General features: G+C 37.5%; 23 protein-coding genes. 9 read left to right on the top strand and 14 right to left on the bottom strand.

Features of this window, described 5'->3' with window-relative positions:
• Positions 1-201: 201 nt before the first annotated feature.
• Positions 202-654, bottom strand: coding sequence for a methylglyoxal synthase (locus tag J2Y60_RS21425; RefSeq protein WP_309923553.1), 453 nt, complete (start codon positions 652-654; stop codon positions 202-204).
• A gap of 376 nt (positions 655-1,030) precedes the next feature.
• On the opposite strand from J2Y60_RS21425, the gene J2Y60_RS21420 reads away from it, so the two are divergent.
• Positions 1,031-1,756, top strand: coding sequence for a DUF1080 domain-containing protein (locus tag J2Y60_RS21420; RefSeq protein ID WP_309923552.1), 726 nt, complete (start codon positions 1,031-1,033; stop codon positions 1,754-1,756).
• Positions 1,757-1,939: 183 nt separating this feature from the next.
• Positions 1,940-2,503, top strand: coding sequence for a carboxypeptidase-like regulatory domain-containing protein (locus tag J2Y60_RS21415; RefSeq protein ID WP_309923550.1), 564 nt, complete (start codon positions 1,940-1,942; stop codon positions 2,501-2,503).
• Between the two features lie 140 nt (positions 2,504-2,643).
• On the opposite strand, the gene J2Y60_RS21410 is transcribed toward J2Y60_RS21415, so the two are convergent.
• From J2Y60_RS21410 to J2Y60_RS21385, 6 genes are all read right to left on the bottom strand, one after another.
• Positions 2,644-3,306 (bottom strand): DUF2490 domain-containing protein, encoded by a 663-nt coding sequence (locus J2Y60_RS21410; RefSeq protein ID WP_309959272.1) that lies wholly within the window; start codon positions 3,304-3,306, stop codon positions 2,644-2,646.
• 46 nt (positions 3,307-3,352) lie between these two features.
• The gene (locus J2Y60_RS21405) at positions 3,353-3,988 is read right to left on the bottom strand and encodes a DUF4956 domain-containing protein (RefSeq protein WP_309923545.1); all 636 of its coding nucleotides are present in this window, start codon (positions 3,986-3,988) and stop codon (positions 3,353-3,355) included.
• Positions 3,963-4,763 carry a polyphosphate polymerase domain-containing protein gene (locus J2Y60_RS21400; RefSeq protein WP_309923543.1) on the bottom strand — a complete coding sequence of 267 codons (801 nt, stop codon included), beginning with the start codon at positions 4,761-4,763 and terminating at the stop codon, positions 3,963-3,965. Before J2Y60_RS21400 ends, J2Y60_RS21405 begins: the two co-directional genes overlap by 26 nt.
• A complete protein-coding gene (locus J2Y60_RS21395; RefSeq protein ID WP_309923541.1) occupies positions 4,753-5,235 on the bottom strand; it encodes a hypothetical protein in 483 nt (160 codons plus the stop codon). The genes J2Y60_RS21400 and J2Y60_RS21395 overlap by 11 nt, the downstream gene beginning before the upstream one ends.
• 126 nt (positions 5,236-5,361) lie before the next feature.
• Positions 5,362-6,789 (bottom strand): CotH kinase family protein, encoded by a 1,428-nt coding sequence (locus tag J2Y60_RS21390; protein ID WP_309923539.1) that lies wholly within the window; start codon positions 6,787-6,789, stop codon positions 5,362-5,364.
• Positions 6,790-7,010: 221 nt separating this feature from the next.
• Positions 7,011-8,555 (bottom strand): CotH kinase family protein, encoded by a 1,545-nt coding sequence (locus J2Y60_RS21385; RefSeq protein WP_309923537.1) that lies wholly within the window; start codon positions 8,553-8,555, stop codon positions 7,011-7,013.
• A gap of 509 nt (positions 8,556-9,064) precedes the next feature.
• Here J2Y60_RS21385 and J2Y60_RS21380 point away from each other — a divergent pair.
• Together J2Y60_RS21380 and J2Y60_RS21375 are read left to right on the top strand one after the other, a co-directional pair.
• Positions 9,065-10,159: a sensor histidine kinase gene (locus J2Y60_RS21380; protein WP_309923535.1), complete on the top strand. Its 1,095-nt coding sequence runs from the start codon at positions 9,065-9,067 to the stop codon at positions 10,157-10,159.
• Positions 10,156-10,887, top strand: a complete 732-nt coding sequence (locus J2Y60_RS21375; protein ID WP_309923533.1) for a response regulator transcription factor — start codon at positions 10,156-10,158, stop codon at positions 10,885-10,887. The genes J2Y60_RS21380 and J2Y60_RS21375 overlap by 4 nt, the downstream gene beginning before the upstream one ends.
• Before the next feature lie 75 nt (positions 10,888-10,962).
• Here J2Y60_RS21375 and J2Y60_RS21370 read toward each other — a convergent pair whose 3' ends face one another.
• From J2Y60_RS21370 to J2Y60_RS21350, 5 genes are all read right to left on the bottom strand, one after another.
• Entirely contained in the window at positions 10,963-11,556 is a 594-nt protein-coding gene (locus J2Y60_RS21370; RefSeq protein ID WP_309923531.1) for a hypothetical protein, read from the bottom strand.
• Positions 11,532-11,705: a hypothetical protein gene (locus J2Y60_RS21365; RefSeq protein ID WP_309923529.1), complete on the bottom strand. Its 174-nt coding sequence runs from the start codon at positions 11,703-11,705 to the stop codon at positions 11,532-11,534. The genes J2Y60_RS21370 and J2Y60_RS21365 overlap by 25 nt, the downstream gene beginning before the upstream one ends.
• 226 nt (positions 11,706-11,931) lie before the next feature.
• On the bottom strand, positions 11,932-13,128 hold the full coding sequence (locus J2Y60_RS21360) for a DUF418 domain-containing protein (protein WP_309923527.1): 1,197 nt from the start codon (positions 13,126-13,128) through the stop codon (positions 11,932-11,934).
• Between the two features lie 355 nt (positions 13,129-13,483).
• Entirely contained in the window at positions 13,484-14,674 is a 1,191-nt protein-coding gene (locus J2Y60_RS21355; protein ID WP_309923526.1) for a DUF418 domain-containing protein, read from the bottom strand.
• A gap of 539 nt (positions 14,675-15,213) precedes the next feature.
• Positions 15,214-16,473: a DUF418 domain-containing protein gene (locus tag J2Y60_RS21350; protein WP_309923524.1), complete on the bottom strand. Its 1,260-nt coding sequence runs from the start codon at positions 16,471-16,473 to the stop codon at positions 15,214-15,216.
• Between the two features lie 405 nt (positions 16,474-16,878).
• Here J2Y60_RS21350 and J2Y60_RS21345 point away from each other — a divergent pair, with 405 nt between their 5' ends.
• Positions 16,879-20,736: a pyruvate carboxylase gene (locus J2Y60_RS21345; RefSeq protein WP_309923522.1), complete on the top strand. Its 3,858-nt coding sequence runs from the start codon at positions 16,879-16,881 to the stop codon at positions 20,734-20,736.
• 329 nt (positions 20,737-21,065) lie between these two features.
• Here J2Y60_RS21345 and J2Y60_RS21340 read toward each other — a convergent pair whose 3' ends face one another.
• Complete coding sequence (locus J2Y60_RS21340; RefSeq protein WP_309923520.1) at positions 21,066-21,449, bottom strand: hypothetical protein; 384 nt, start codon at positions 21,447-21,449, stop codon at positions 21,066-21,068.
• Positions 21,446-21,838, bottom strand: coding sequence for a hypothetical protein (locus J2Y60_RS21335; RefSeq protein WP_309923518.1), 393 nt, complete (start codon positions 21,836-21,838; stop codon positions 21,446-21,448). Before J2Y60_RS21335 ends, J2Y60_RS21340 begins: the two co-directional genes overlap by 4 nt.
• Positions 21,839-22,186: 348 nt before the next feature.
• Between J2Y60_RS21335 and J2Y60_RS21330 the strand changes: the two genes are divergently transcribed.
• From J2Y60_RS21330 to J2Y60_RS21315, 4 genes are all read left to right on the top strand, one after another.
• Positions 22,187-22,780, top strand: coding sequence for a sigma-70 family RNA polymerase sigma factor (locus J2Y60_RS21330; protein WP_309923516.1), 594 nt, complete (start codon positions 22,187-22,189; stop codon positions 22,778-22,780).
• Entirely contained in the window at positions 22,777-23,238 is a 462-nt protein-coding gene (locus J2Y60_RS21325; protein ID WP_309923514.1) for a hypothetical protein, read from the top strand. The genes J2Y60_RS21330 and J2Y60_RS21325 overlap by 4 nt, the downstream gene beginning before the upstream one ends.
• Before the next feature lie 43 nt (positions 23,239-23,281).
• Entirely contained in the window at positions 23,282-23,713 is a 432-nt protein-coding gene (locus J2Y60_RS21320; protein ID WP_309923512.1) for a hypothetical protein, read from the top strand.
• A gap of 191 nt (positions 23,714-23,904) precedes the next feature.
• Positions 23,905-24,288, top strand: coding sequence for a hypothetical protein (locus J2Y60_RS21315; protein WP_309923510.1), 384 nt, complete (start codon positions 23,905-23,907; stop codon positions 24,286-24,288).
• Position 24,289 lies beyond the last annotated feature (1 nt).

Below are 24,289 nucleotides of genomic sequence, written 5' to 3'. Positions count from 1 at the left end.
ACCGAAATGCTTCGATACCGATTTACAGATTAAGAATAGCCATTCACAATATATTATGGACAACTTTTACCCAAAATTCGGGATGACACATGTTTCTATTAGCCGGTGACTTAAGTCACCGGCTAATAGAAAAGAATAGTTGCAAGTGAGATTGATTTCCATTTTCAAATCTTCAAATCACCAAATTTTCAAATCAAACGACTATACTTTTCTCCCCAAATAAACAGAATAATCTGTCAGTCTAGATTCATACTCGCTATTCATCAAAGGTGATGTTAGCATAAAATCAGCCGTAGCACGGTTGCAAGCCATCGGGATATTCCAAACTACTCCGAGTCGAAGTAATGCTTTAATATCAGGGTCGTGCGGTTGCGACGACATAGGATCCCAGAAGAAAATAATCAAATCTACTACACCTTCGGCCACCAAAGCCCCGATTTGTTGGTCACCACCCAGAGGCCCACTCAATAGTTTAGCGACAGGTCGGTCGATAGATTCCTCCACCAGTCTGCCCGTAGTGCCTGTAGCATATAATTCATGTCTTGATAATACGCCTCTGTTATAATATACCCATTCAATCAATTCAGCTTTTTTATTATCATGTGCAATCAGGGCTATTCTTTTGCGAGGCTTTAATGTTCTAATATTCGACATTATCGTTAGATTGTTTTACTTAGTTAAGTGTTTAGGAATTCCAGTAACAAAAGTAATGTTTTTAGTTTAGTTTATAATAGGAATGAAGAGATTAGACAACTTTTGAAAAGTTGTCTAATCTTGGATACATATATAATTGTGCATGAGTAACAAGCCAAGCGACAACATCTTTAAACACACTATTATACAAATTTCAACCATATAGTACAGCGTTCAATATCCTGTAAATTTGCCTATAATTACAATATGTTTTGCTGCGTACTTAGCTTTTTTACATCCAATATTTATAGCCAAAGTAAGGCTATTTATGAGTGACGTGCCGATAATGAATACGAGTTAACTTTTATCCCCAATTCCAAGAACAATCAAAAAACTTATGAAAAATGTATTAATCAAGTTGGCTACTGTATTAAGTCTAACTGCAGTTGTGTTGTCATCATTTACCATCCAAGAAAATAATATCTTGACAGAACAAGAGAAAAAAGAGGGTTGGATTTTACTATTTGATGGTAAAACCACCAATGGGTGGCATATTTACAATAAAGGGAAAATTCCATCGGCTTGGATTATCCAGAACGACGAGTTATACTGTAAACCAGATACCTTTAAGGTTGAACATGGTGATTTGGTTTCAGATAAGGTTTTCCAGAATTTCGAGCTAAAATTTGAATGGAAAATCAGTGAAGGGGGTAACAGTGGCGTTTTTTTCAATGTCATTGAAAAAGAAAGTATTCCAACGGCTTGGGCTTCGGGGCCAGAATATCAATTGTTAGAGGAATCTCATCCTGACTTTGCAATAAGCCCCAAAAAACGTTCTGGCTGTTTGTATGGTTTTTACCCCCAAAAGAATGTAGCACCAACCAAACCTGCCAGCGAATGGAATCAGTCGATTATTAAACAAGTAAATGGTCAGGTGCAGTTTTATCTAAATGGCATACTAACTGCTGAACAAAACCTTAATGCGAAAGAATGGAAAGCACTAGTGGCCAAAAGTGGATTTAAGTATTTCCCTCAATTTAGTAAATCTACCAAAGGGAGTATCGCTCTACAGGATTGGTCGAAAGGAATATCATTTAGAAATATCAAAATTAAAAACCTTTAGCGTTTTTCACCTGCTGTGGGGTTAAATACTAACAGTAAAGCCTTGTCGGTAATATTTCCACAGGCAAGGCTTTACGAAAGGGTGTAATTCACCCCATTTTCTAAGGGATTCAACACATTTCCCACTTTTGGGTCAGTCATCGCTTTAATATTGGACATGATTTTCACAAACCTCAGTCATGCCATGAAAAAGCTCCTTACTTTTATTTTTTGTCTCTTTACTTTTTATCCAGTTTTCACACAGTCTTCCCCAAAAACGCCCCATGCTACCAAAGGCTTTGTCATGGATTCAACAACTGGCAAGCACGTAGCTTTTGTAAGAGTTACGCTCAAGAACCTACAAAATAAGGCCGTCAGTCTGCAAACGAGTGATACTGAAGGAAGATTTATTATCCATAACCTCCACGAAGGAAATGATTCTCTAGGCATAAGTTGCATTGGTCGTGTAGCAAAAAATATTACTATCAGACCCAACGATTCTGGAGAAAATGACCTCAATATATTGTTACTCATTCCCGAAGCACGAGAATTAAAAGAGGTGACGATAGTAGCCAATAAAACACTCATCAAAGAAGAGGTTGACCGTATGGCTCAAAAAATACTAAGCTCCTCCGATGCTACCTCCAGTCTGCAAACAAACGTGGTTGCTATGTCTGGTTATACTATTGAAAATATGGATAATACCATTAATATCATTTATAATAGGGCGAAATATACTTGGTATTTTCGTGTAGTGTGGAGGGAATAGGCTTAATGCAATTAAGCCCTACCATTATTTTACACGTTTAAAAAGTAGGGACATATTGCATATGTCCGCATTCCCGACGATAATGGTCGAGTGCAATATGTCCGCATTCCCAACGATTACCAAATTACGATTCACCATATTTATTCATCCACACTAATAATCCGCTTTTTCTTTTTCCAAGGCTTTAGCGTAAACTCTAAATCAAGCCCCGCAATATGGTTAGTACGGAGTTGTTTGTGCGAATAATCAGGTACCCACAAATAGTATAAGTTTACCTTAAAACTTTTGTTTACCTCATATTTCAATCCTGCCGAATTACGAAATCTATCGAAAGCCAAGCTATTATCAAGCTCTACAAAAGGTTCCGTATAAGCATATACATCCAACCTCCTAGTAAGTTTGTACTTGCCCGTAAAACGTGTCCGTAGAAAAGCATCCGTATCCGACTGCTCGTCGTCGCCCACAAAATATTGTTTCTGATACTGTATCATCGGTCTGATAGAAGCCCTAAACCTACCTATTTCTTTTTGAGCCTCAATCCCCAAAGCATAGCGATGGTAAGTACCTTTGTCCACCATCGCCAAACGATAACTACTTGTTATTTCAAATGTATTGCTCAAGCGTTTATCTAGTTGTCCGTACACATACGACCCCTTATAGTTGCTCGCATCATCTGCTAAACGCATACGATATTGCCCTGATACCGACCATCTTTTGGGTAAATCTAGTTTAATCGACGCTCCATACCAAGTCTGAAAATCGTTGTAATCTTTAGTGCTTTGCCCATGTATTAGAGTACTCATCAAGCAAAGACAAAGTATATATAGCTGTGTGTTTTTCATGGTTAGTTTAGTCAAAATAGTAAATAATCATACGGGTAGCATCTCTCAAAAAGTCAATTGATTCTATCTCGACTCGTTGCACATTCAGCCCAGTTCTGTTTTGTAAATCTTCTAACAACTCCTGACGTCTGCTGAGGTGAATCAACTCTATTCGTTCATAAATGATTGATTTTGAGTGTTGTTTTTTTACCAACCATTTACTTTCCAATACACTGGTTGTGATTAACAAAATGCCATTCAATGCCGAAAGCTCATCCCAACCTCCTTTGCTTACTGCCGATAGTAAACCTATCGCAATGACCAAAAAGAGGTAGGTCATATCACGGGTAGAGATGCTTTCTGTACGGTAACGAAGCATTGAAAACACCGCAAATAACCCAAAGGCTGCCCCCATAGACATCTCTACATTATTCAATAAATTGGTAATGAGAAAAATGGTAAGGTTGAAGGTGAAAAAAGTAAAAAACTGCTCTGTTTTGTGGTAGGTTCTGTAATAAATAAGCCTTACCAAGATGGTAGTCGCAATTAAATCAATGGTTAGTCGTAAAAAAAACTTGGGTGATAGTTTGTCCAATAATTCAAACCCAGCCCCTTGAATATTCTGTAAAGTATCTGTACTAGCTATGTCCTGCAAGAGCATCATGTTGTCTGATTAATTTAGTGATTTTTAGTAAATGTGGTTTAAAACGATTGTATTTTACGCCCTCTATCAAGCTGATAATGCCAAAGCAATATTTACTGATAGAGCCTTCGCGGATGTGGTATTTTTTCATGAGTTCGATAAAGTGCGAAGCGCCCTTTTTCTCTTGTTTTACCTCCGCAATCACAATCGTAGGGTACGCCTTTTCTTTGTCATCGTTCTTGAAACAGAGTTCTAAATCTATCGTCAGCCTTTCCAGATGATGTTTGCTAACAAGCGTGATTCGCCTATAAAACACCCAAAGCACGCCCTTTAAATCGTTGGGGTGGAAAGGAGAATGTTTTTCAAGGAAATCACGCTCATTATCTTCATCAATCATCGGTTTATCGTACTCAGTTGTTCTTATCCTTTTTTTAAGTGTTCTGCCTTTGTTGTTTTTAAATTTTATCTCAAAAAACTGTAAATCAGACCCCACATAATTGCGTGTACGGATTTTGTAGCGATTCAAACTACCCGTTTGGTGTTGATGATATAGCCCCATCTGGTTATCTTCATCAAAATATTGGGTTTCATACGCACAAATACGCTCATGGTTGACCATCACTACTTTGTAATGTTCACGGGCTTCTTTTAATAGCTCTGGCAGTAACCAAAGTGGAATGACGTATTTTACATCCACCCTATCCATCAGCTTTACCTTGTCCATTTCCGCCAGCGTGATAGGCTCAAACCGTGCTATTTCCTTTGTGATAGTCTCTAACAAACTATTAATTCCCATAGATGTATTTCTTTATTTGAATGGTTTTGCCTTGTGCGTCGATGGTTTTTCGTTCTGTCCTAAATCCTTTGCTGTCTATCGTGTAGATTTGCTTGGCTTCTAAGGCATTCAGTTCATTATATTTCCATTCCTCTTTTTTCTCGCCGTTGATGTCGTATTTATAAACTTCTCTACTTATCTGTTTGCCATTGGCATCCTGCACAATTTCCTCTACCTTATCTTTTTCTGAGTTGTATTTGTTAAGGGTTTTGGTTTGGATATTGCCTTTTTTATCAAAATTGATTTCCTCGATTACATTACCGTTATCATCCAATTTCTTCTGTACATCTGTTCGTTTGGTTTCTTTCCCTCCGCTGACGTCAACAATTATTTCGGTAATGTTTTTTACACGGTATTTTTTAAGGTCTTTTTTGCTTTGTCCGAATAGTTGCGCACTTAAAATCAGGCATAAAAATGTTGTTGTGGTTTTCATATTGATATAATTATGTTGGTTAGTTTTTATAATGACCTCACCCCCAGCCCCTCTCCTTCAGAGAGGGGAGCAGACTTTCGAGCTTAAAGCTCCCCTCTCTGAAGGAGAGGGGCTGGGGGTGAGGTTTTATTTCACAAAAGCCTTCACCGCCGTATTTCTCGTTACAACGTGCGTTTTCAAGGCTGTAATTGCTGTGGCAAAATCGCTAGCACTGCTCAGGTAAGTATAGCCTTTTTGTTCGGGTTCAGAGCCTGTCACATAAGGGGCAATTAGGGTATAGTTTTTATCCAACATCGCATTTACATTAGCAGTCGTAAAAATATTATCATTAAATTCTTTTACGTAAGCCTTGTATTTAGCATAGTAGGTGGCATCATCTGCCAAATACCTAATCAATGGCCAAGCATTGGTTACTTCCGTCATCGCCAAGGAAACCCCTTGCTGATTATTGCCCTGTCCACCTGTACTGCTAGTGGTCATCGAAAGGTTAAAATCCCACGGAATCCATGTTATTTTTTTAGTGGAATGAGTATAGAGGTAATAATTATGAGCCATCGCTCCGTAAGCATCCCAATTCACAATGACGTTGTTGACCGCTAGCATTTTCAAATAATGATCTACATTAAAAACCTTTTCTAAATCACTTCGCCACTGACTCGCATTGCTCGTGCGTGTACTAGCATTTAGGGCAGTTATGAAGCTTTGTACATCCGAGTAATCAGCGGCTGTTTTGTTATTTTTCTTCTCAAAATCGTCTTGCACAAAAGTTTTTAATGCCGACTCTGGCTTGTACATATTACCATCGTCTTCACCAAACTGATTTTTTATCATCGTGTCGTCTATTACTTCTACCATTGTGTATACACCACAATATTTTAGCCCATCACCGAAATTGATGTACACTTTATAAAAGGCAGTTTGAGCGCTAGGAATGCCCGCTGCTCTGAATAAATCACTTGCTATTTTATCCCTCATCAGCGAGTTATCATTATATCCCGGCGACATCGAGAATTCTTTAAAGCCATAAAACCGCTGATTTTTGATTTCGGGATAGGTATCTTCAAACTCATCAAAATTCAGTTTAAAGGGCAATTTATAGTTGCCACTTCGCCATGCTCCCGATAAACTAGAGTTTCCTTTGAGCCTGAAACCTGTGTGGTACCATTCTTTACCATTGAATTTTACTGAGGTGGCTACATAGATAGGGTCGCCAGTGATGAGATCTAAGCCACCACCACCAGCGTTCCCACCCCCTCCGCCACCGGGATTTGCCCCGCCAGGCATCCCAATGCCAGATGAACTTGCACCAAAATCTGACCCAGATTTGGTTTTCATATCACTTTTGATGGTCTGCCAATCTGCCGACGTCATCGTAATTTCAAGCGTATTTACTTTATCCTGTGGAAAAGCCACATCATAATCTGGGCTAACGCTGTTGCCATGAGACGCTTCCGTCCAGTCGGGTGTAGAGGCACTTATCTCATCGTTTACCTTGCACGAAGACAAGGCCATTATTCCCAGTAAGAGAAAGGCCCCTAAGCTGTTGATTTTCATATTGGTTTTATTTGTATGGGGTAAAAAACCTCACCCCCAACCCGACTACGCGTCCCGCTCTCCTCCAGAGAGGGGAACCTTCGAGTACTCGTTTTTCCCCTCTCAGAAAAGAGCGGGACGCGTAGTCAGGCAGGGGGTGAAGTTTATACATCGAAGACCAGCCCCATATTCCAACCGTTGCATACGTGTAGATGAATGTCGTGTTTGTGTAGATAGATTATTTATTCCATCAAAAAAGTCTGAACAGCCTCTTGTCGTGCCTCAATGTGTTTCTTAAGCCCTTCAAATTCCTTTTCAAAAGCATTTACATCAGTCAATTGCGAATAAGGCTTTTGTTCTAACGCCACCAAAGGTTTTAGTAATTGGTAATGTTCATCCAACAAAGCGTGCATTTTGGCAGGTGTGAAAATATACACACTAAAGGCCTTTACATAGTTTTTGTATCGTTTGGCATATACCTCATCATCCATCAAAAAACGGATTAATGGCCAGCGGTCTGTTACCTCTTTTTGGGATAACGACCCACTTTTTCCCATCATAGGAGGCATCATTTGTGGAGGCATCTCTCTCCCACCCGTCGGCATAGCAGGGGCATCGCCTTGTTGCATGGTTGGGTTAAAGGCAGGCATCCCATTCATATCGGGCGGCCCCGCAAAACCACCACCACCTCTGCCAGTTTTTAGTGCCTCGTTATTATCCCAAGGAATCCATGTAAGGTGCCCTAGCGGAGAATTGTACAGGTAAAAATTATGCGCCATCGCTCCGTAAGTATCCCAATTGACCGCCACAGCATTGACGGCTAACCATTTCAAAAACTGGTTTACATTGAATACGCCCTCTAAATCGCTTCGCCATTGTGCAGGATTGTTAGTGCGTGATGACGCATTTAATACCTTAATCAACTGCTTGATGTCGCTCCAGTCGGCAGGAGAACTTTTTTTATTTTTTCTTTCAAAAGCAGTACTATCAAACCTTGCGAAGGTGGATTCTGGCTTATAAATATTGCCCGACTTCTCGCCAAACTGTGTTTTAATCATAGTGTCGTCTACTACTTCCACCATCGTATAAATACCACAATATTTTTCACCTTCTCCGAAATCAATATATACCTGATAATAAGCAGTTTGCGGAGCATTGATGCCTGCTTTTTGAAAAATTTCGTTCATTACTTTTTCTCTCATTAACGAATTATCACCCATAGCAGGTGACATGGAGAGTTCTTCAAACCCATAAAAATCACTTCCTTTTTTGATGTATTTCCCAAAGTTTAGTCGAAAGGGTAATTTATAAATCCCTTGTCCCCACGACATCATCAAACTAGAATTCCCTTTTAGTCTGAAACCCACCTGTTGCCAAGTACTATCTTTAAAAGTAAGTTTCGCCGAAACGTATGGCGGGTCTTTTTGTATCATCTTCATCGGAGAACCCCATTGCCTATCCTGTCTGTTTGGAGTATTTCTATCAAAGTTAGGCAGAGGCATATTGGGCATTCCTCGTCCGTTTTTCATCGTGCCAAATTCAGTCTTTAAAATATTTTTCATTTCTGACTGAATATGTTGCCAGTCTTCTTTCTTTAAGGTAATGACCAATTTGTTTACCTTTCGTTGAGGGAAGACGATGTCATATTGTGGGTTTTCGTGGCTGGACTGTGCAAGTATTGAACTAGCCAGAGCCGAACAGAGGATAATAAGAATGAATTTACGGATAAACATGGTTTTGGGTTTAATACTTGAAAAAAACTCACCCAATCCGACTATGCTTCCCATTGTCTTTAGGAAGAGTGCGGTTAAATTCTATCTTTTATCCTTAGCGATGGACTCTTAAGTCCTACTGATTACCCACAAGTTTGTAAATTATTAATAATCAAATCATTATCTCTATCGAGGGACTTAAGTCCCTCGATAGAGATGAGGGCTTCAATGCTTGGTTTTAAAGACTATTTATGTACATTTTAGCTAATTTGATCAATAATTACATTTCCATTTCAACTTTTTAAAATATGTGAGTAATCGGTAGGACTTAAGTCCCTCGCTAAGGATAAAAGATAGAGAGATGAGGTTGAAGACCAAAGTAACGCACCAACGAGTTACTGAATAAACGAGTGTAGAATAGTAGATTACTTGTGTAGATAAAAGCCCAATTTGAAGGCATTTTCAATCAAAATATGCACAATGAATGTATTGATAGACACTTGTAACGACCTCAAAACTATATCAGTAAATAAAAGCGTAACTTGACACCAAATTTTTGATAAACTTCTCGTTGTATTCATGCTATGAAGTATTTAGAGCGATATTCCTTTTTAATACATATTTTGGGGTGGTTGGTGTTTATTTTAGCCCCCATTTCTTTCTTCCCATTCTCAATCAAGGAAAGCCTGAAGTTTTACCCCTTTCTGGTCTCCAACCTTATCAACAACTTTTTATTGATAGGACTATTTTATTTCAACCTACATTGGCTGACGCCGAATACCCTTCAAAAAGGCACGTGGGGTACATTCATAGGTTTATTGCTAGGGGCATTCATCGTCATGTTTGTAATCGATAAGGTGATTTTTGACGTTACCTTTGATGATATGCCACGACCAAGACATGATGGTCCACCACCATTACATGGCGAGGAGCGTCCGCGACCGTTTTTCGCAGGGCCACCCATGATGCTCAATTCACCTCATTTTTTGGGGATGTTTGTCTCGTTTATTTTGGTGGTAGCACTCAGCAGTGTGATTGCCCTCTGGAGAGAGCGCACAGAAAATAAGGCTATCCAACAGCAAATTATTTATGAAAAAATAGCCGCAGAATTGGCGGTGTTGAAATTGCAAGTAAGTCCTCATTTTCTGTTTAATACCCTTAATAATATTCGTTGGCTGGCACGACAAAAATCTGAACAAACAGAAGGATATATTCTCAAGCTTTCAGACTTGCTACGGTACATGATTTATCATGCCAACCATGACAAAGTAGCTTTTTCGCAAGAAATAAAGTACCTCAACGATTATATCGACTTGCAACGCATGAGGCTGATTGACCCTTCAAAGGTAATATTTGAGGTAGAGGGCGATACGGAAACCTTGATGATAGAACCTATGTTGTTTATTCCCTTTGTAGAAAATGCCTTTAAATATGGCGTGCATAGTCAGCAAGATACGCCCATTGAATTTCGTTTGTCTATCAAGGACAAAGTATTACACTTTTATAGTAAAAATGATATTTTTACGGGAAACTCTCCTTTGTTAGAAGAAGAGTCTGGCATTGGGATTCCGAATGTAAAGAAGCGACTAGCCTTGCATTATCCCGACAAACACCAGCTTAGTATTAACACTGAATGGGGACAGTTTGAAGTAAACTTATTGATAAACCTGAGCGCATGAAAATACGTTGTTTGGCTGTAGACGATGAGCCATTTGCCCTGAATATCTTGGTAGATGATTTACAAAAAATACCCTATCTTGATTTAGTAAAGTCAACGACCAATCCTTTAGAGGTGTTTGAAATATTGAAAAAGGAAACGATAGACTTACTTTTTATTGACATTCAGATGCCTAGTCTGACGGGCATACAGTTGCTCAAAAGTCTTTCCGAATCGCCTATGGTTATTTTTACGACGGCTTTTGAGCAATACGCCTTACAAAGCTATGACCTGAATGTGGTAGATTATTTATTAAAACCCATTGCCTTTGAGCGCCTGCTGAAAGCAACTAACAAAGCCAACGAATTATTTATTTTAAGGCAATTGTCTAAAACTACTCCCTTGCCAGTAAGTGAAGAAAATGAGCCTGATTGTTGTTTTGTGTATTCAGAATACAAGGAAATAAAAATCATGTATGATGAAATTCTATACATAGAAGGCTTAAAAGACTATGTGAAGATTTACACCGTAAAAGCCCCACAGAAGCCCATCCTGACGCGATTAAACCTAAAGGCGATGGAGGTGAAATTATCTGAAAAGGTATTTTGCCGAATACACAATTCCTATATTGTCAATTTAAAAAAGATAGACAGTTTTCAGAAAACCAAAATCAATATAGGACCTATAGAAATCCCAATTGGTAGTCGTTTTTTTGATTTTTTTGAGGAGAGGTATCGGGGGAAAAGATGATTACTGGGATGGGTTGTGGTCTCGTAGGGATTCGAACCCCAAACCCTTTGGTATTATAGTAGTTTTGATGAAAGCCTAATTGATTATTCTTTCTAATGGTCTAAAATATCCTTTAATGCAATTAATATTTTTCACACATATTTGGATATGATTTTTATCTTTAAATCCTGCACCTTCATATAGTGCATTCCCTTCCCAGAAAACTCCTCTAGCAGAATCGAATTCTTTTTCACCAGTTACTTTCAAAAAACCATGTAAAGATTCAATTACTGCACAATCGAGTTCTCTCAGAGCTAAATCTTCATCTCTACCTTTATTCTTTGGCATTGGTGTACCAGATGCCATTAATGTAGTAGATAGTATCTCGTGCCCTTTTTTTAATAGTTCAAAGTTTTTAGAATCTAATAAGTCTAAGCAATATCCTAAGTCAATAATAGCTCCAATAACAGAAGGTTCTTTTATAATAGAATTTTTCCTTTTACTTGATTCAATTGCCCATTCCATGGCTCTTTTTGGGCTGTTGTCCCAAAAATATATGCCATTTCCTAGCCAATCATATATATTGATTTTAGGTTCTAAATCTTCGGTAGAACTATTGATAATTTTATCAACAATACTTTTGTCTGTACCATGAAAACCAAGAATTAGACCAGTTCTTGAGGTATACATATATCTTTGTATCTATCTTCAAGGTCACCTTCTTTATCTACAATCCCTGCATCCTGTAGAAACTGCTTAGATGATTCCTTACTTTTTTTTATATTTTCTATGAAAGCATCCATCTTCAATAGAAGTTCATCAACTTTTCTGTCTTCCATAACTTTATTATTTATATACAAATATATGTTTTTAAATAATTTTAACGATAGGATTGTTACTTTATTTCATGTAGGAAACGGCTGAATGCAATTCAAACCTACTTTTTGTTTCCCGACCAGTCACATTCTAAAAAACAATGTGGACTGGTCACAGGAGACCAACCACGAAGATAAAATATATAATCACTAACTCACCATTCACTCAATCACAACTAAAAACTCACAACTAAACTTGCCACTTTAAATAAGTAGCCGAACGCCAAAGCCATTCCATTGGTCCATATTTAAACTTACTCAGCCACCATTTACTGAACACTATCTGAAGGCTAAAAATTACAATGCCTATTACATAGCACCAAGCAGGACTAATCTCGCCAGCCAACCCAAAACCTATTCCATAAAACAACAAGATACCAATAGCACTTTGTAGCAAATAATTGGTCAAGGCCATCTTGCCAATGGCAGCAAAATTGAGCATTACTTTTTCCATGTAGTTTTTACTAAACCAAAGCGATAGTCCTGCAATGTAAAAAATCGTCATGAGTAATGAGTGGAGCGAGAACAAGAAATTGCCAACCATCCCAAACCATTTTGGCATTTTGTCCCAAAGTTGGGCAATATCTATCGTTAAAAAGAAAGCAATAATAAAGACGTTCACCCCGATAGACCACCACATGATTTTTTTAATCAACCGTTGATGGTCCGACAAATGTTCGAAAATCTTACGTTTTCCCACCCAAAGTCCTAATAGAAAAAAGCCGAAAGTCACAAAGATTCGTCCTGATTCCCATTGAAATCTCGCTTTAAAGGCAAAATCTTTAAAATTCTGAACGATTACTTCGGCATAAGTGCCTTTCTTTAAGGTATAATAATTTTGGGCAGTTTCTTTTTCAGATTTAGCCTGTTCAGCCTTTTGTTCTTTCTCTGATTTTGGTTTTTCTGGTGGTTGGTTATAGGCAATCACTTCATGGATAAAACTCGGCACATTCAGCGTAAAAAACAAGATGGCTACCAACAGTACCTTTTCACTAGCGTTTCTGAACAGTATCATAAAAAAACCAAGGAAGGCATAAATGCCTAGAATGTCTCCTCGCCAGTGAATGTGATGGATAAACCCAATGATAAACAAAATAATGAGCCTCCACATAAATCTGGGCAAAAACCGTTGGTCGTCTTCTTTGCGTTGTAACAATTGTAATGCAAAACTCACCCCAAAAAAGAACGAGAAAAAAGTATAGAACTTTCCAGAAATAAAAATGGCATCAATATAATTGACGATTGTGCTGGCTGTATCCGTCTGGTATTTTTGCCAAACTTCACTTGGCATGCTTCCCGCAATAAACCAGCCGCCTATATGGGCCAAGATAATACCTAATAAAGCGAAGCCTCTCAGGGCATCTACAAGCAGAATTCTTTTTTTCATAGTATAATTTTCGGTTGTTAGATAGTATTTTTCTCAGACCATAAGATGATAATATAATGAAAAAGGTTGCAACAATAAGACTTTTTTAGGATTTTTTTGAATTTAAGGACTTTGGGGCTTTAGGACTTTGGGACTTGAAGACTTGAAGACTTTAGGACTGAAAGACATAAGACGCTGTTTCCTTGGCTGGTCTCCCGACCAGCCAAGGAAGTAGATGTAGTGTGGACTGGTCAGGAGACCTGCCACGGAGGTAGGGCATATAATATATAATCACTAAATCACCATTCACTAACTCACTCAATCACTAACTCACTCAATCACTAACTCACAACTCACTAAATCACCATTCACAACCCTACTGCCACTTAAAATAAGTACCTGAACGCCAAAGCCATTCGGCGGGGCCGTATTTGAACCTACTCAGCCAAAGTCGGCTACAGATGATTTGTATTAGAAAAATCCCGATACCAATGACATAGCACCACGCTGGACTACATTCACCTGCCAAGCCAAAGCCTATACCGTAAAATAATAATATGCCAAAGGTACTTTGTAGTAGATAATTAGTAAGAGACGTTTTACCTATGGCAGATAGGTTGACTAAGACGATATCCATATATTTTTTTTGTAGCCATAACGAGCATGCCGTTATATAAAAAATAGTCATAGATAATGCCTGATACGAAAACATGAATTTCTCTACAATAACAAACCAACTAGGCATCTTATACACTACTTCTGGAGCATTTATGATGGCAATGATACTGAGCAAAAATAAATTGAAGGTGATAGAACCCCACATGATATTCCTTATCATACTTTTATTTTCTTTTAAATACTCGAAAATCTTTTTCTTACCAACCCAAAAACCTAATAAGAAAAACCCAAATGTGATAAATATCCTACCTGAATATATTTGATAATAAGCGGTAAGTTTAAGACTTTTAAAATTCTGAATGATTACTTCAGTATAGGTTCCTTTTTTCAAAGTATTGTAGCTTTGGGTGAGGTCATCCGAGTTATGGCTTTTTACTTTTTGTTTTAATTCAACCATAGATTTTACGGGTGTACGGTTAAATATCACGATTTCCCTCAATAATACAGGCACATTCAAGATAAAAAACAAAATGGCAATCCATAAAACTTTGTCAGTAGCATTTCTGAACAAAATCATAAAAAAACCGAGTATGGCATAAATCGTCAGGATGTCTCCTTTCCAATGGATATGATGCACAAAACCAATACAAAGCAAAATAGCCAAACGCCACATAAATCTGGGAATAAAGTAAACGTCGGAGTCTTTTTTATGCACGAATTGTAAGGCAAAGCCTACCCCAAAAAGGAAGGAGAAAATGGCGTAAAATTTACGAGCAATAAAAAAGGTATCGAAATAAAAAACGATGTTACTAGCAAAATCTGACTGGTATTTTTCTAAAACTTCCGTCGACAACGTGCCTCCATAAAACCAGCCACTAATGTGCGTAAGGATAATACCCAACAGAGCGAATCCTCTGAGGGCATCCATCAATAAAATTCTTTGTTTCATTCTCTCTTTGTTGTGTGTGTTAGCAAATATTAAAAGTATAGCATTTTGTAATTCAATATATTAAGCATAGCGTAATTGCTGCATACATTATCTAGTTGGCATAGTTATGCTGTTCGGAATGTTAAAACACACAGAAATACAGCGTTTTAAATCCTAAAACGAGCAATTATTAAATGAATTGAGAAGAATGTCTAAACCTAAACAGAGGAATGATTAAAACCGAAAACTATGTAGGTAGTCGTACAGCATTAACCTAATACCAACAGCAAGTTATTCAGTATAATTTAAAAGCACACACAAAGTTTAAACAAAGTTTTTAATAGTTGTGTAATCGTTATTGAGTACCCAAAAATCTATTTTTAAAAATATGTCACTTAACACTTTTTTCAGCACGGTAAGCCTTTTTTTCTTTCAGAAAACCATATTCACAACTAACTCTTTTGTATATACGTTTTGGAAACGTACATAAATCAACAGCCTGCAACTTTTTCTGAAACAGAAATAGCTACAGGCTACATATGGTGTATTAGTGAATATTATTATCTAGTTACTACTGATTTAGTAATATTTTTTTGTGATGAAACCCTCAGCGGTTGCCATTTTAAATAAGTTGCCGAACGCCAAAGCCATTCCATAGGACCAAAATTGTATTTACTTAACCACCATTTGCTGTATATTACTTGGAAAACAAAAACAAGAATCGCTATCAAGTAGCACCACGCTGGGCTAATGTCGCCAGCCCAACCTAAACCAATACTATAGAAAAGTATAACGCCTATCAAACTTTGCATCAGATAATTGGTCATCGCCATTTTGCCAACTATTGCCAACGAATCCGCTACAAATTCCATTTGTTTTAGATTCAATAGATAAAATAAAGCAGAGATATAGACAATCGTAGTTAAGATAGCTTTTAGTAACATCAAAAAATTATGGACAATCGTTATCATAACATTCCGTTGATCAGGGCTTTGGGCAAAATTCATAGTTTTCAATATCCAATAACATACGCCTACCATCAATATAGCTCCAAACATTATCTTGATAGCATAAGGTCTAAATGATAAAAGGTGTTTTAAATAGCCCCCTCTACCTATTAAAAAGCCAAACAACATCAAACCGAAGGTGACAAATACCCTACTGGTATTCCATTGATAGTCTAGTTTACTTTTCAGCCCATTTACATTCTGTAAGATTATTTCAGTATAGTTTCCATGCTTCAAGGTTTCAAAGCTCTTTAGATAATCATCATTGATATGTACATTACCAAGCATCGTATTGTTGCCCATTATGCTGTTTGTTTCATCTTCAAACAAAGGGGCAAGCTCATGAATAAAGCTTGGTAAAATTAGGGTTAAAAATAACCCAACTATGATTAAATACTTGTTACTGGCTTTACGGAACAAAATCAAGAACAAACCCAGAAAGGCATAAACGCCCAGTACATCGCCACTCCAATGAATATGATGAATAAAACCAATGATAAATAATACCACTAGTCGCCAAACAAACATTGGTATAAATTTATTATCAGCTACCACTTTCTCTGATAACTGAATCCCAAAACTTACTCCAAACAAAAACGAGAAGATAGTATAGAATTTTCCGACAATAAAAAAACTATTAAACATCCCAACGAACATACTGGCGGTGTTGTGGTTGTATTTTTGCATAACTGCTTCTGGAATAATACTCAGTACAAACCAAGTACGAGTATGCGTGAGTACCATTCCCAACAAGGCAAACCCCCTAAGCGTGTCAACAAACTGAATCCTTTTTTTGGCGGTATCTGATTTCATCAACTAAAAATTATTGTATATTTAAAAAGTGTTCAAGAACCATAGCTACTTTTTAAGGGCTTACTACAATTTTCTTATAAAGGTATCTGTACTTCAAAATGTAGTAAATGACGGCTATTTTATTAAAAAATGACTTTTATCATATTTATTTTAAAAGAATATTATAGGTGAGTCTTTTTTAAAATAGTACCTAAACGCAACAAAATTGTAACTTTCTAATATACGCCAAATTTTCTTGTGCATATGTAAGAAAATACCCAATTTATTTTTGATTTTTGTATGATTTAATATGTTTTTGTTTCGTAGATTATAATTTCTTAATAATTATCAATAAGTTATGATTTCTATGAGACATTGACGATTCAATTAAGCAATTACCAGTAACCGACAACCAATCTCTGAAATATGGCTCAGCCTTACGTCCAAAAAATCAACAGTCTCTTGGTAGCCAATCGTGGTGAGATAGCTATCCGTATTATGCGTGCTGCCTCTGAACTAGGTATTCGCACCGTTGCCGTTTATACGTTCGAAGACCGTTATTCTCTTCACCGATACAAAGCCGACGAGGCTTATCAAATCGGGAAAGATGACGAACCATTAAAGCCTTATTTGGATATTGAGGGAATCATTCAGCTTTGTAAGGAAAAGAATGTAGACGCAATTCATCCGGGATATGGCTTTCTTTCTGAAAACGTTACGCTGGCACGTCGTTGCCGTGAAGAAGGTATCAAATTTATTGGGCCGTCGCCAGAAGCCATGGATGCCCTTGGCGATAAAGTAGCCGCTAAAGTGGCTGCAAAGAAAGCACAGGTGCCGATGATTGAAGATTCGAAGGAAGACTTAATCAATTATGATATCGCCCTTGCTGAAGCTCGTAAAATTGGGTTTCCAGTAATGGTAAAAGCAGCTGCTGGGGGTGGCGGACGAGGAATGCGTGTAGTACGTGAAGAAGAATCTTTAGAAAAAGCATTCAGCGAAGCGAAAAACGAAGCAAAAAATGCATTTGGCGACGATACTATCTTTATCGAAAAATTTATCGACCAACCAAAACACATTGAGGTGCAGTTGTTGGGCGACCAACACGGAAACCTTGTTCACCTTTACGAACGCGATTGTTCGGTTCAACGTCGTTTCCAAAAGGTAGTTGAAGTAGCCCCTTCTTTTGGTTTGAAAGAAGAGACCCGTCAGAAATTATACCAATATGCTTTATCTATCGGTAAAGCCGTAAATTATTATAATGCTGGTACTGTAGAATTCTTGGTGGATAAAGACGAAAACATCTTCTTTATCGAAGTGAACCCACGTATTCAGGTAGAGCATACTATTACAGAAGAAGTAACAGGAATTGATATTGTAAGAACGCAAATCTTGATTGCTCAAAACTATAAGCTTTCAGATAGCAATATCTTTATCTTGAAACAAGAAGATATTCCACTGAACGGTTATGCTATTCAATGTCGTATCACTACGGAAGACCCAGCTAATGGTTTCAAACCAGACTTCGGGACGATTATCGCTTACCGTAATGCGGCAGGTTTTGGTATTCGTTTGGATGAAGGGTCGTCGTATCCAGGGGTAAAAATTTCGCCTTACTTCGACTCGATGTTGGTGAAAGTATCTGCCCGTGGTAGAACCCTAAAAGGAGCGTCAGAACGTCTTTCTCGTGCTTTGACTGAGTTCCGTATCCGTGGGGTAAAGACCAATATCCCATTCCTTAAAAACGTAATTACGCACCCTGTTTTCCAAAAAGGAAAATGCGTAGTACAGTTTATCGACTCGCATCCTGAATTATTTGATTTTAAGACTTCGAGAGACCGCTCTACTAAGGTATTGCGTTACCTTGGTGATGTAGTAGTAAATGGTAATCCAGATGTGAAGGTTAAAAACGAACGTACTTTCCGTACGCCAGTTGTCCCTGCGTTCAATCCTTTCTCTGAATACCCAGCAGGCAACAAACAATTGTTGGATTCGATGGGTGCTGACAAATTCAGCCAGTATATCAAAGAACAAAAACAGATTTTATATACCGATACTACTTTCAGAGACGGTCACCAATCGTTATTAGCGACCCGTGTACGTACCAAAGATATGGTAGCGGTGGCAGAAAGCTATGCTAAAAACTTCCCTCAATTGTTTTCAATGGAAGTTTGGGGTGGAGCTACTTTCGATGTAGCGATGCGTTTCTTGAACGAATCTCCTTGGAAACGTCTTGAGGCATTCCGCGAAGCTATGCCGAATATGTTGTTGCAAATGCTTTTCCGTGGATCAAATGCCGTAGGATATTCTGCTTATCCAGATAACTTGATTGAGAAATTCGTAGAAAAATCTGCTGCTACAGGTATTGATGTCTTCCGTATTTTCGACTCACTGAACTGGGTAGAGGCCATGAAGGTATCTATCAAAGCCGTTCGCGAGCGTACTAATGCCATTGCCGAAGCATCTATCTGTTATACGGGCGATGTATTTACCAATGAAAAATATTCTTTACAGTATTACCTAGATATGGCTCGTCAGTTAGAAGACGAAGGTGCGCATATCTTGGCGATTAAAGACATGGCTGGTTTGTTAAGACCATACCAAGCACAGCTATTGGTAACGGAACTAAAGAAAGCCCTTTCGATTCCTGTACATTTACACACACACGATACTGCATCAATTCAGGCGGCTACTTACCTAAAAGCTATTGAAGCGGGTGTTGATATTGTTGACTGTTCTTTAGGTTCAATGTCGGGCTTAACGGCACAGCCGAACTTCAACTCTATCGTGGCGATGATGCAGGGCAACGAGCGTGAATGCCCAATCAATTTGCCTTTATTGAACCAATATTCTAATTATTGGGAAGATATTCGTCAGCTATACTATCCGTTTGAATCTGAACTAAAAGCAGGTACTGCGGAGGTTTATGATAATGAAATTCCTGGTGGACAATATACCAACTTGCGTGGTCAAGCCATTGCGTTGGGCGTAGGCGATAAGTTTGAATTGATGAAGAGCAATTACATTGAAGCCAACAAATTGTTTGGTGATATTGTAAAAGTAACGCCTTCATCAAAAGTAGTGGGCGACATGGCTATCTTTATGACAGCCAATTCGTTAACTGCTGAGGACGTATATGCTAAAGGTGCAACGCTTTCTTTCCCTGAGTCTGTCAAAGATTTCTTCAAAGGTGGGTTAGGTCAGCCTTATTTAGGCTTCCCGAAACAATTACAGGAGATTATCTTAAAAGGCGAAGTACCATTGACTTCTCGTCCGAATGATACCATCCCTCCTATCGACTTCGGTAAGGATATGGAAGATTTCAAGGCTAAATTCCCTGAAAGCGAGCAAATAGAATTGGATTATCTTTCATACAAAATGTATCCGAAAGTATATGAAGACTACTATAAAGCACAGCAAATTTATGGTGAAGTATCGTTGATCCCAACGCCTGCATTCTTGTATGGTTTAAAACCTGACGAAGAGATTTTGATTAACATCGATGAAGGGAAAACCATCATTGTAAAATACTTGTACCAATCTGAACCAGATGAATCTGGCCTTCGTGCTGTTACTTTTGAATTGAACGGACAAGCTCGTAGAATTAAAGTATTAGATAAAAATATCAAGATTGAACGTCCGCAACACATCAAGGCTACTAGCAAGGGAGACATCGGTGCACCATTACAAGGACGTTTGAGCAGAATATTGGTAAAACCAGGCGACGAAGTGAAGAAAAATGCTCCGTTGTATGTTATCGAGGCCATGAAAATGGAATCTATCGTTTCGTCTCCATTTGAAGGTATTGTTTCAAAAGTAGTATTGAACGAAGGAACCGTAGTAGAACAAGAGGATTTAGTATTGGCAGTTGAAGAAGCTACGCTACCTGAACCTGACAAAGAGGAATTCTTGTTTGTATATGGAACCCTTAGAAAAGACTTCGGTAATGAATTGCACAAGCTAATCACGCGTAATTCTGAATTTATCGGCATGGCTACCTATCAAGGAAAAATGTATAATATCGGCGAGTATCCGGGTATTGTCCCATCTGAAGATGAAAGTAGCAAAGTAGTGGGTGAATTATACAAACTATCGAATTCGATAAGATTAATCAGAATCTTGGATGAATACGAAGAGTTTTATCCAGAAAACATCGCTGAAAGTGTATTTGTAAGAAAATCGATTACAGTAAGTATTGATGGTAAAGATTATGAATCTTATTCATACCTATACAATCGCCCGACGGATGGTTTAGCAGAAATTACTAGCGGTAATTTTTTAGCGTAACCGCTTCGTTGATAATATAATACACAAATAGCCTCGGAGCAATCTGAGGCTATTTTTTTAATTAGTTAATTAGCGAGTTAGTGATTGAGTGATTTTATATTTTACCTCTCAGGCAGTCGCTCGTATTTTACGAGTGAAGGCTATTTATAGGCTTCTAGCCTAAATATGTAATGTGAAATTTTGGAAACATATAAAATAATTAAAATTTCTATTAGGGTGTGACTTAAGTCACACCCTAATAGAAATTAACATAATGCGTCTCCTAGCCCAGAGGGCTGATAATAGTCGTCACTCGTAAGATACGAGTGACTGCATGAGTTCTAATAATATTACGCTAATTGCTTTTGACTTGCAGAGGTTATGATAAAAGCTTGCTTGATAGATAATCCAAAAAACGTATAATCTTTTATTTCTATAGCACCATGCTCAATATGAAATGTGTTCTGAATCATAGGAAGTTCAGGATTATCTTCATCAATAATTACAATTTTCGAAATATTCACTATCTCTGTTACATCTAAACTTCTCTGTACGTATCCTGCCACATATTGCATAACTTCCCACTTGTTGTTCTTAATCCAATTAGCCGCTACCACTATATCCCATTTATCTATTGCATCCTCTCTTAGGAATAAAGCAAAGAATTCAAAGTCTCCTTTTTCTTTAGAGATTTCCTGTTCAATTTTTGAAAACTTTTCAATAAGATTCTTCATAACATTTGTATTAATCTTTTTGTACTATCAATCATCCCTTGTGCTGTTTTAGCATCAATAATAGTGTTGTTATAACGACTTTCTGGATTCCAGTTATTAACAGTAGACCAATCTGCCATGTGACTACTTTTAATTAAGATTTCCTTTCCAGTAAACGCTAGCAAATCATCCAGTGAATGGGTTTTTAAGCTTTTCTTAGACTCAAATTCTTTTCCCGTATTAGGGAAACCAGACCAATTCAAGACATTACATATACTATGTTTCAATGCAATTTCTACTGCATAACCACATAAATAATAAGAACCATTAAATCTGCCACCATCATACAGTACTTGTGCATCCTCAATTCGCTCTGTATAAAGGTTAATCAAATCTTGTTTACTAATCATAATATAAGCTCAATTTTAAAGAATCTAAGTGTATTATGTATAATAATATCTAATAACGTTAACTATCTATCACAACGCAAGATTTACGATAAAAATTACTACATATATGTAGAATATGCAAGCAAAAATTTTATAAAACACTAACACTATGCATACTTAACGTAATATTATATTACACGAAACAGAGATAGGCTTTTAAATATCGATAATAATTGAGTTATTGCCAACCTAGCTCAGAGGGCTGATAATAGTCGTCACTCGTAGGATACGAGCGACTGCATATTCAAATATTTATCATTTTGATTAAAATTGTTGCAACTTTAAATGCACTGGGCGGTCTAATCAATAATGAGTCATGCAAACAAAAATAATCTAGATGATCACCGCTTGGTATCTGCCGTACTAAACGGTGACCGCCATGCGTTTGGCTTGATTATCCGACAGACGGAAAGACTGGTTTCGCAAATGACTTTTAAGATGATTAACAATCCGGGCGACCGTAAGGATATTGCACAGGATGTTTACCTAAAAGTCTTTAAAAACCTGTCTGACTTCCAATTCAAATCCAAACTATCTACGTGGATTGGTCAGATTACTTATAATACCTGCCTACACTACATTGAAAAAAAGAAGCTGGTCTTACTAGAAAATTTTGGGCAAGAAGATGATACTCTTGAAAATCAACTAAAAAGTGAATCGCATAATGATATGGAAGAAGTAATGTTGGGGAAAGAACTAGCCAATATTTTAAACGCTGAGATTGACCTTCTCCCACCGCTTTACAAAACATTAATATCCTTATATCATCAAGAAGAATTGAGTTATATCGAAATTGCGGAGATTACATCATTGCCTGAAGGTACTGTAAAAAACTATATCTTCAGGGCTAGGAAAACATTAAAAGAAAGTATTTTATCAAAATATAAAAGGAACGAGTTATGATAACAGCACATCTCAGCGAAAACGAGATTCAGCTTTATGTAGCTGAACCACAAGCCATCAGTAAAGAACAGATAGCGCATATCCAAGGCTGTGCTAGTTGCCGTACTAAAGCTACCAATTACGAACTTTTATTTAAGGGTATTGGCGATGTTCTCCACCCTACTTTTGACTTCGATTTGTCGGGATTGGTATTAGCACAATTGCCTGTAGCGGTACCCAAAAAAGCTTTTCCGTGGGCTACTTTGCTTATCTCCTTCTTATCAGTCGCTATCATAGTGGCGAGTATTTGCCTTTTTTGGACAGCCATACAATCTGTTATGAAAATGATGCCAAGCATTATGTTATCCATTGCTGGTACAGGTGTAATCGTGATTTTAGCGTTTCAGTGCATGGAGATGCTGAAAGAACATCAAAAAAGAATGCAAGCTTTATTATTTCAAAAAACATTGCAACTTTAATCTGGCTGGTCGGTCTAATGTGGTATAAACAATAAAAAAAGACATGAAAAAAATATTAATATCGGCCTTATTGACTGCCTCTGCGCTATCAACCAATGCTCAAAGTGAATTTGACCCACTAACCAACAAGACTACTTTTGAGGAAATGTTTCGTAGTGTGGTCATCTTGTTATTATGCTACCTCGTCACTAATTTTATTTTGAATATCATCAAACTGTTTCTGGACGAACGTCTGAAAAAAAAGATTGTCGAAACTGGAACTTCCGAAGGCGTGGTAGCCCAGCTATTACCTACTAAAGTAGACGACAAAAATAGCACCTTAAAATGGTTTAGTGTACTTACGGGTATTGCTATCGCACTTGTCATCATTGGCTTCACTCAATTGAGTGGCATTTTTGCGGCAGCAATCATCGCCTTTAGTTTGGCCATTGGCTTTTTAGGTTATTTCTTCTTAAGCAAGTATCTGTCGAGGTAGGAGTTGTGAATTGTGAGTTTTGATTAAAATACTGACAATCAATATTTTAATACGCAAAACCCACAGGTTTTAAAGTTTTCATCCCTAGCGAGGGACTTAAGTCCCTCGCTAGAAATAAAGGTAGAAATTTATCAGTCCTAAAAATAGGCATTGACAATGCTATCCTCTTTATCATATTAACCTTTAAAAAGATGACAAAAAATAATATCATCTTAACGATTACGCTGTTATCGTTAAGCATTGGGTTGCTGTATTTCCTGACTAAAAAAAGTGAAGGCAAAACCGAAATCTATGTAAAAGAAACAAAAAAGACTTATTCTTTTGGTGCAAGTTTCAACCCAACGAAAATGCCAAGAATAACCAGTTATTTAAATAACTACCTTGCTTCAGAGGGTGGTTTTAATATTAGTCAAAATTTTGATGAAGAGATTGTGTTAAAAGACAAAACTACTTTTCAGTTAGAGACATCTGCGGGTGAGATAACAATAACGGCAGATAAAAGAAATAATGCTGTTCTTTCAATTGAACGGATTAGGAAAATGGGTTTGGAGATTAAAGATTTAATTGCTCAGTAAT

Origin of the sequence: Arcicella sp. BE140, assembly GCF_031456255.1 — a bacterium.
GTDB lineage: Bacteria > Bacteroidota > Bacteroidia > Cytophagales > Spirosomataceae > Arcicella > Arcicella aquatica.
Note: the sequence above shows the minus strand (reverse complement) of the source record. Positions and strands in the feature narration are given on the sequence as shown.